The 9,246-nt window shown below is 41.3% G+C and carries 1 protein-coding gene; it reads right to left on the bottom strand.

Annotated elements, in window-relative coordinates; all coding sequences use genetic code 11:
- On the bottom strand, positions 1–9,234 hold a 9,234-nt coding region (locus tag A9G23_RS04560), incomplete at its 3' end, for a two-partner secretion domain-containing protein (protein ID WP_065586495.1).
- Positions 9,235–9,246 lie beyond the last annotated feature (12 nt).

Below are 9,246 nucleotides of genomic sequence, written 5' to 3'. Positions count from 1 at the left end.
TAGGGCGCTGATTTGTTGTCTTTCTTCTTGGCTTAGGTCTTTGATGTCTTTATCGGGGTAAAGGATACCTGCAATAACTTCCGCACTGCGTTCACTTGCGGCAGCGCCTAAGCCACCCACTAGGGCAGAGTTGCCTTGCAGCTGCGCAACCACCCCACCCAAGATGGCATGACTGACCGTGTTGGCAATGTGGTCTGTTTCCCATTTGCCGGTTTCAGGGTTGTAATGCTCGGTTTGTTTTTTTATGGCACTGGCAATTTTTGGTGCCAGTGCCCCTGCAACCGCCCCTGTCATGTCGCCACTGATGATGCCGTTGATAAGATTGACCGCCATGTCAATGCCTTGACGGGTTTCACTGCCCATCGCCGACATGCCTTGATTCATCGCTTCTTTGTAGGCGTCTTCGTAGATTTTTTGTTGCTGTTCGTCAGTTAAGACCGTTTTATTGTTTTTGGCCTTTTCTTGCTCTTTGTTTAACGCCTCTTTCGCTTTTGAGGTGGCGCTGATTCGGTCAATGTGATTGAGCATGGTTAATGTTTCACCACCAATTTCACTCACGAGCCGTGTTTGGTCGATGATGCTTTGCTCTTTGTCTTTGTTAAAGATATGTTTGAGCGCATGACTCGCATGCTCGGTATCACGACTTAATTCGTTAATCGCTTGTTGTTGCTCGCTTTCATGGCGGATAACCATCGTCCCTGTCGATACCGCTGAGTGCGTGGTCGAGTTTTTGCTTGCTTGTTTGTTAAGACCCGTTGGTATCGATGGCATTCCACTGGTGTTAACGCCTGCACTGCTGCTACTTACCTTGTAGTCCGCTTGGTTTTTTATATCACTAAAGCTGATTGTGCCTGTGTCAAGTTTGTTTTTGCTCGTGTCTTTTGCTGCTGAGGCTATCACCGCCCCTTTTAAGTCGGTGTGGTTGCCGACCGTAATGTCAAAGCCCCCTTTGCCGGCAAAAATGCCCGACTGGTCCGTCACACTTTGCCAAGTGCTGTCCATTTTGGTTTGGCTTGCTGCAGCATTTGCGCCATTTGTACTCCCCCATGAAACACTGCCCCCCAAGGATGTTGAGCTGTTTTTGGAATGGTACTCATCGCGGTCTTGTTTCGATTCTATATTGAGGTTATGACCAATATCGGCTTCCACCCTATCCCCTTTGACTTGTCCCGCCACAATGTTGGCGTCATTACCGATGATAAGAGTAAGCTTATTGCCCGCTTCAACCACGCTTTCACGCCAGTCGGTGCCATTGCCTTTTTCGCGTGATTTGCTTTGGCTGGCATTGGCTGATAGGTTAAGACCATTTTTTTCTCCCCCAACTTGATAACCCACCCCCAACGAGCCACTGCTGCTCTTTTCTTTGCTCTCGGTTTTTATCGTGTTTTTTTGACCGATGATGTTAACATTATGGTTCGCCTTGAGCTTCGCATCATGACCCGCTGACACCTGACTGCCGATGATATTGATATCACCTCGCTCTTTTTGCCCATTGCCTGTCGCAATAATGCTGACGTTATGTCCCGCTGAGACGCCACTACTTACCGCAGTGTGTTGTTCTTGGTTTACCGTGCGTTTGGTCTTTTCACTGCCCAAACTGACATTCAGCCCCACAGAGGCTTGTGGCGTGCCATTTTGTAAATTAGCCCCCGCCTCTAACGCCGCATTGCCCGCTTGTAACCCCGCTTTGATGTTCATCAGCGCTTGGGTTTTGTTATTTTTCTGTTTTTGCGCTTGCTCTCGGGTTTGATTGGCGTTGTAAATAGCACTCGCCGTACCGGTAACCGCCACCGTCACCCCTGATTTTTGATGCTTGTACTCTTCTTGATACGTCGTTTTCGCCTCTAACGCGTCAATATTGACGTTGTCGCCTTGCATGCTTATGTCATGCTTTGCTATCACATCACTGCCTTTGATGTTAAGGTCTTTGCCCGCTTGTATCTTCACATTGCCATCAGTACTGCCAATTACACTCCCCACAAAGGCTTGTTCGGTGTTGGTCTGTTTTAAGGATTCTTTTTCTTTACCCGCCGTAAAGCCTATCCCGCTACTACCCATTAACCCCGATTTTTTAGTGACCGTTTTTTGCATGTGGTAGTAAGACTCTTCCGCTGCATCAATCGTGATATCTTCGCCTGCCCCAATAGTGACATTATGCGTCCCAACCACTTCACTGCCTGTCACCGTGACTTTATTGCCCGCATTGATGTTTACCTTATCACCATAAACCCCACTGCCTTTTTGCGTGATATTGTCAACTTCGATATCTTCGGTTATGGAGCCTTTGTTGAGTAAGCCTTGGGTTTGGGTTTTGTGATGCTCGGTTAACTGTAAGCGTGCTTGTTCACTACCTAGATTTATATCATGTTCGGCTTGCACGTTTAACGTCTTATTGCTCGAGACCGCGGCCGATTTCGCCAAGATGTCATGACCGGCAATTAAGTTGAGGTCACCTTGGGTTAACAGTTCACTGCCCACCACATCTTCAATATCAACTTTGCGTGAGTGATTTTTATTCCATTTCGCATCTTGATAGCTTTCTGTCTTTAAGGTCGATAAATTGATATCGTGCCCCGCTATCACGTTAGTGACCCCATCTTCACCGCCATTTATCACCAAGGCCGCACCCAAATTGATGTCATGACCCGCTTTTAAGTGGATATCGCCATCTTTAACACTAATACTTGAGACCTGGTCAATCACCGTATTTTTGCTTTTGCTCGCGCCGTAATGCGTTTCAGTGGTAGAGGTGGTGCTATTTAAGTTGATATCGTTATTCGCCTGTAAATAAGCCAACCTATCCGCTTTTAATTTGCCACTGCTGTTAATGCTATCTTTCGCTTGAATGATAATTGCACCCGCATCAATCAGACCTTGGTTATTGACGTTATCACCTAATAGCGAAACCTGTTTTTTACCTAATATCGCCCCCGAGGATCCAATATCATGCTCCGCTTGCACCTTGACACTTTTACCCGATAATAATGCCCCCTCCGTCGTCAGTTGCGGGTGGTTAACGAGGTAAACTTGTGGCACCAATACCGATACCGCTTGACCATCAACCATTACCGTCTTGCTTTCTAACCAGACAATATCACTGGTCAATGCCTGCATTTGTTCCGCTGACAGCGAGGCACCTACCGATAATCCATACTGCTTAGCAAACGTGGCCCCCGCATTCATTAAGGCTTTATACTGCTCAAGGTCACTGGTGTAATCACCAATATAACGGTGACCGGTTAAAGTGGCAATTTGCTCTCGGATGAGCTGTTGCTCGTAATAACCATCCCCTAACCGTTTTTGGATGTTATTTGGATCGGTTCGCAATTGATTAAGCATGTAATCCGAACTTAACCATTTTTTTCGATCCGTAAAACGGCTGTCCGTTTCCACTAAATAATTGCCTTGTGGATCTTTGTTAATGATTGATAAGCTATTTTGAGGTAATGTTAGATCGGGCTCAACAAAGATGATTGGATCCGCATGCGACTGACCCGCTTCGCTCGGCACCTCCACTTTTTGATTATCATCAATTATCGGCGTGTTGGGCTTTTCAACTTTCTCGGGTGGCATGATGGGCTGAGTGATCGGTAAATCATGAATTGGCGATTCGGTTGAAATGCTCACCTTCCCCTTTTCTTTACCCTGATTGATGATATCTTCTGATAAATTATTGAGGTGTTTTTCATTTTTGACTTCGGTCACAATCGGTTTAACGATTTCACCCAAGCTAACCGTACCCTCTTGGCGAGTTTGCAAATCAACTTGGGTTTTATCGACATTGGCATGGCCTTCTATTTTGGCATGCGCAAGATCGATAGTCGTGATGGTTTGGTCTTGATAATCGCTCCATTTTGCTCTTTTAGTATATTCTTTTTTCCCGTTTTTATGCCCTTCGTGCCGATAATGATAAATTTGATTACCGGTATCTTTGACCGTTCTCTGACCTTTTAAAGAGTGATTATTTAGCGTACCGGTCATGATATTTAACGCATTACCGGCAACAATTTTACTATTATCATTTTCTAAATGATCGGATTGGATAATCAAATCCTTTCCTGAGATGATTTCTGCCGGTGCGGTACTTTTGATTTTGGTTTCATAAACATGCCTTGTATAGTCATATTTGTAATATTTATAAGTCGAATCAAAAGCGCCATCATTTGAATGTAAAACAGGATATCTATGCCGTTTTTTAGGGCTAGTACGAATACTCACTTCATCCGGTTTAAATCGCCGTGCATCACCATTGGGTGAATATTCAACAATAGATTGACTACTTACTAAAACCTCTTCGGTTTCAATATGGTCATTGATATTGTTAATGTGATTAACGTTTAATGCCATATTGTCTGCTGCTTCAATCCGAGCTGAATGATTATTTAATGTTTGCCCTTGAATATGCAGGTCACCTAAACTGAGCAACAGCGCATGATTAGTATTATTTAGGGTGTTGACATCCAAGAAAAGACCTTCCCTTGCAGCAAGTGTCGGCGCAATGGTGCTAGTTAAAGATGAGGCTCGGTTGTTGACTTCATGGGCTTTAATATAAATCCAATCCCCATATAAACGTGCGCCTTCTAGGTTGTCAACTCGCTGTAAAGCGTTCAAGTTGACCTTGCCACCGTCAATCAGCCCTTTATTTTCCAATATATGCCCATCGGTGTTGATTTCCTCAGATTCTATAATCCCTTTGGCAGTATTTTTAATTTCATCACTCTTGAGGGTGATTGCTTGACCCGATGAGATTTTTCCGTCATTGGTAATTTTGCTTGTGTTGATTAAAATATCATTATTCGCTAGCAAGCTGTTTTTGTTATCAAACGCCTGAGTTAAATTAAGCGCAATATTGTTTTCCGCGAGCAGTTCACCGTCGCCACTCAGTTGATTGGCGTTAATGGTAATATCATTCGCTAATAAACGAGCTTGGTTATTAGCTATTTTATCTGCTTGAATATGGAGTAACGTTTTGGCGGTGATATCTGCTTGTTGGTTTTCAAGCACTTGCGTTTTTAATTCAATTTGCCCTGCATTTAATTTGGCTTGCTGATGAGTAATCGCATTTGCAATAATCTTCAATAAGCTTGCGGTTTCAAGTTTTGATTGGCTGTTATTAATCGAATCAGCCTCAACCAAAATGCCCTTATTGGCTGCCATCGTTGAGTGTTGATTATCAATAGCCCCTTGAGAGTGTAATTGAATTTTTTGCATTGCCGTAAGTTTGGCATGATTATTCGTTAAATTATTCTCTGCATGTAACTGAATATTGCCCATGCTCAATAATTTGGCTTGTTGGTTATCAATAGTTTGTCCAGTAAAGGCGATATCACCTTTGGCTTGAATATCTGCGGACTGATTATTGATATGGTTAGCTTGGATCGTTAAATCACCATCTGTTACCAATTGTGCTTGTTGATTATTCACATCATTAGCAGTGATTGCCAATAAACCTTTACTACTTAATTCAGCATCGTCATTATCTAAATCATCAGCATGGATAATCAGGCCGTCTTTTCCCGAAATGAGTATTGCATGTTGATTGGCTAAGCTGGCATTGACATTAATGTGCATACCTTGCTTAGCCTGTAGTGCCGCTTCACGATTGTCAAGGTTATTGGCATGAATCGAAATATGTTTATCAGCTAACCATAAGGCGTTTTGATTATTTATTTCGTCACTGTTTACGGTAATATTTTGTTTTGCTGATAAGGTACCATCTTGGTTATTTGTTTTGTTGGCATCAATATGTATAGAATCGTTAGTAATTAACGTGGCGGATTGATTATCAAATTCGGTACTTTGGATATTGATGCCTTTATCGGCATGGATATAGGCCGATTGGTTGGCTAATTTTTCAGCGGTTAATGCTAATTGGCCGCCCGATATTAAGGTCGCCTCGTTATTATTTAAATCATCAGCTTTAACGGTAATGCCCTTACCCGCTTTCCATACCGCCGATTGATTATTGATTTCATCACTCTCAAGGGTGATAGCATTTTGGCTGACCCATTTTACCGATGCACTATTGAGCTTTTTCGCTTTTATGCGAAGATTACCGTCGGCTTTTAAGATGGATGACTGACTATTGAGTTCATCGGCATTAAGCGTGACATCACCACCCGCTGCCAATAAGCTATTTTGATTATGAATGTGTTTGGCCACCATATCGATTTTATTTTGCGTTCGAATATCGGCCTCTTGATTATCTAATTGCTCATCAGCATTAAACTCAATATCGCCTGTCGCAATCATGGTGCTATGTTGATTGTTAAGGGTTCTACCTTGCATAGTCAGGTCATGACCCGATTTGATTTTCGAACGTTGATTATCCATTAACGGTGACTCAAGTGTTAATTTATCACCTGAAATCAGTGTCGCATCAGCATTGTTGAGTTTATCGGTAGCTATTATGGATAGTGACTTACCTGATTGCATGGTCAAATGGCGGTTATCAATGTCTTTGCCTTGTATATTTATCGATTGCTGGCTAATGATTTGTGCATTTTGGTTGTCAATATCGTCAGCCTGAATGTGAATAGCGGCTAATGCATTGATTAGGGTATTTTGATTATTGACAATGTTCGACGCTAAACCAATTTTTCCATAACTGAGCAATTTGCTATTATGATTATTTAAATGTAGGGCTTTAAAGAAAATATTTTTATAACTTGATATTGACGAATTTTGATTATTAATCGTTTGAGCATTAGAACTAATATGACCTTCACTAATCCATTTAGCATTGTTATTGTCTAATTGCGAAGTTGCAGTAACCGTTATATCATCTTTGGCACTTAAGGTTGCATCATTTAATTTAACCACGTTGGCTTCAATGCTTGATTGTTTTTCACTCACCATTAATCCATTAGTGGCATCAATATCATCGGTTGCATTGAGTTTAATATCACCTTTTGCCTTCACTTTTACTTTTTGGGCTTCAATATGCGAACTGGTGATATGAATGTCCTGATTGCTGATAAATATTCCTTCATTAGCCCATAGTTGCTCTGCGGTTATAGCAATGCGATCGCTGGCGCTGAGTTCGGCATTATTATTATTGATATTTTTACCTTGTAGCGTTAAGGTGGAATTGGTTAGTAATAGTGCGGATTGATTATTTAGATCGGTTGAATTAATTGCCAAATAACCATTAGATTTTAATTCTGAAGATTGGTTATTCACCTGCTGCCCATCAATAGCAATATTATGCCCGGCTGTGAGCTTTGCATGTTGATTAAAGAATTGTTTAGCCTTAATATTAATCGTGTTTTCGGAAATGAATGTCGACTCTTCATTCTTAACTAACGCGCTGTGAATATGAATATCACCTTGCGCACTTAACGCCGCTTTTTGGTTGTTAATTTGATTGGCATGAATTGTCAAAGCGCCTTCTGTTAATAATTCAGACTGCTGATTATCAAACTGATGGCTGTCAATGGTTAAGTCTTTTTTTGATTGTAATGTTGATTTTTGGTTTTCTAATGTATTAGCCTTTATTTGCAAATGGTCATGACTGACTAATAGAGATTCATTATTGGTCATCTGTTGGCTTTGTAAATTAATAGCACCTTCCGCTAAAAGCGTCGCCTTGTGATTATCGATGAGCTCCTCAGCATTAAAATTAACGTTACCTCCCGCATTGAATTTGGATTGCGCATTATTGATGTTATTGGCGCTAAAGTCGATATCTTTATTGGCCAGTATCATGGATTGTTGATTATTAATAATGTTGGCATTAGCAAAATAAGATGCATTGGTTTTAGCTTGTAAATCGTGACTATCAATGGCCTTGCTCGCTTGTAAAGTGATATCTTTTTCACTCTTAATTATTGCCGTATTGATATCGATATTTTCAGCAGTTAATGTAACCGATTCCGCTATATTTTGGCTGTTGGCTAGATTAATATTTTTTTGCGCATTAACTTTAATGTGTTGACCGGCCAGATTTTTACCCGTGAGTGAAACATGATTTGCATCTGCTGTAATATTACTTTTTTGCGTTAATTTTCCTTGTTCATCAATACCCGCCGCAAGTGTACTTGTTGAAGCACTATCGATCGTTTTAGCTTTAAGATCGATATTTTTTTGAGCAACAATATTACCTAGATTGTTAATAGTCTCTTTGCTCATTAACTGAATGTTTTGTCGACTATTAATTTGCTTGCTGTTGTTAATGCCTTGTTGGCTACTTAGCTTAATATCACCTTTAGCTTGTAGTGTTCCTTTATTACTGATTTTGCCATCAGCACTAATAACTAGGCTGTCACTGCTGGCACCTAATTCACCCGCATTATGCACACCCACCCCTTTTTCGGTGCCCACAAGGTTAATTTTGCCTGCATACATACCGCCCAGCGCTGAAACATCTATCGATACCTTAGGTTTATCGTTTACATCCTCATCCAATGGCGTGATTTTTTGGGTGTCTTGGCTCACCTTATTCCGACCCGTTACCACATTTAACTCATTCGCCCAAACCGATGAGTTAATCGATACCGTCCGTGCAATTAAATCCGTATAACTTTGCGCTGAACTGTCAAACCCTTTACCTGTTACCTCAATATACCCTTGCTCTACCTGATAACCCATCAAATCACCATTTTCGATCATCGGTTTACCTGTCGTTAGCGTGCCCCGGCTGGCATTAATAAATCCACAACCATTACAGGTGATACCCGATGGATTGGCGATGATAACTTGAGCCTTTTGTCCCGCAACTTCAACCACCCCATTTAATTGACTTGGATTACGTGAGTTGACTTCGTTTAAAATGATTTTAGCACTACCCGAGGCATTTAATAGCTCATTACCTTGAACATATCCTCCAATTTGCGTTTGGCTAATTTTACTGCTGTTATTTAAAATGACACCTTGCTTTGATACATCAAACTGTTGGTATTTATTATGAGAGATCCCTTTACTATTTGGAGCTTGAATATTGACCTGTGTTGTGCCATTAGCCGTTGATGTAATAAGTGGTTGCTGATGTTTGTTGGCTTGACTGTCTGGCACAATGTTGCTGCCATAAACCGGTGAGCAAATACTAACAAAACCTAATGAAATAGAAATGAAAAAGTTTAGCGGTCTTAAATTAACAAAAAGTGATTTTAACAGCATTGATTTCGGTGCCGATGGGGTTTGTCCACTACCGATTGGCGTCTTAGCTATTTCCGCCACCACCATCTGCATACGCCGTTTTTTGTTAAAAATAACTCGGTATAAATTCTTGTTCATCATCTATTCCTT

It is taken from the genome of Gilliamella sp. App4-10, from assembly GCF_001690495.1.
GTDB classification, from domain to species: Bacteria; Pseudomonadota; Gammaproteobacteria; order Enterobacterales; family Orbaceae; genus Gilliamella; species Gilliamella apicola_G.
This window is presented reverse-complemented; position numbering and strand designations above follow the sequence as displayed.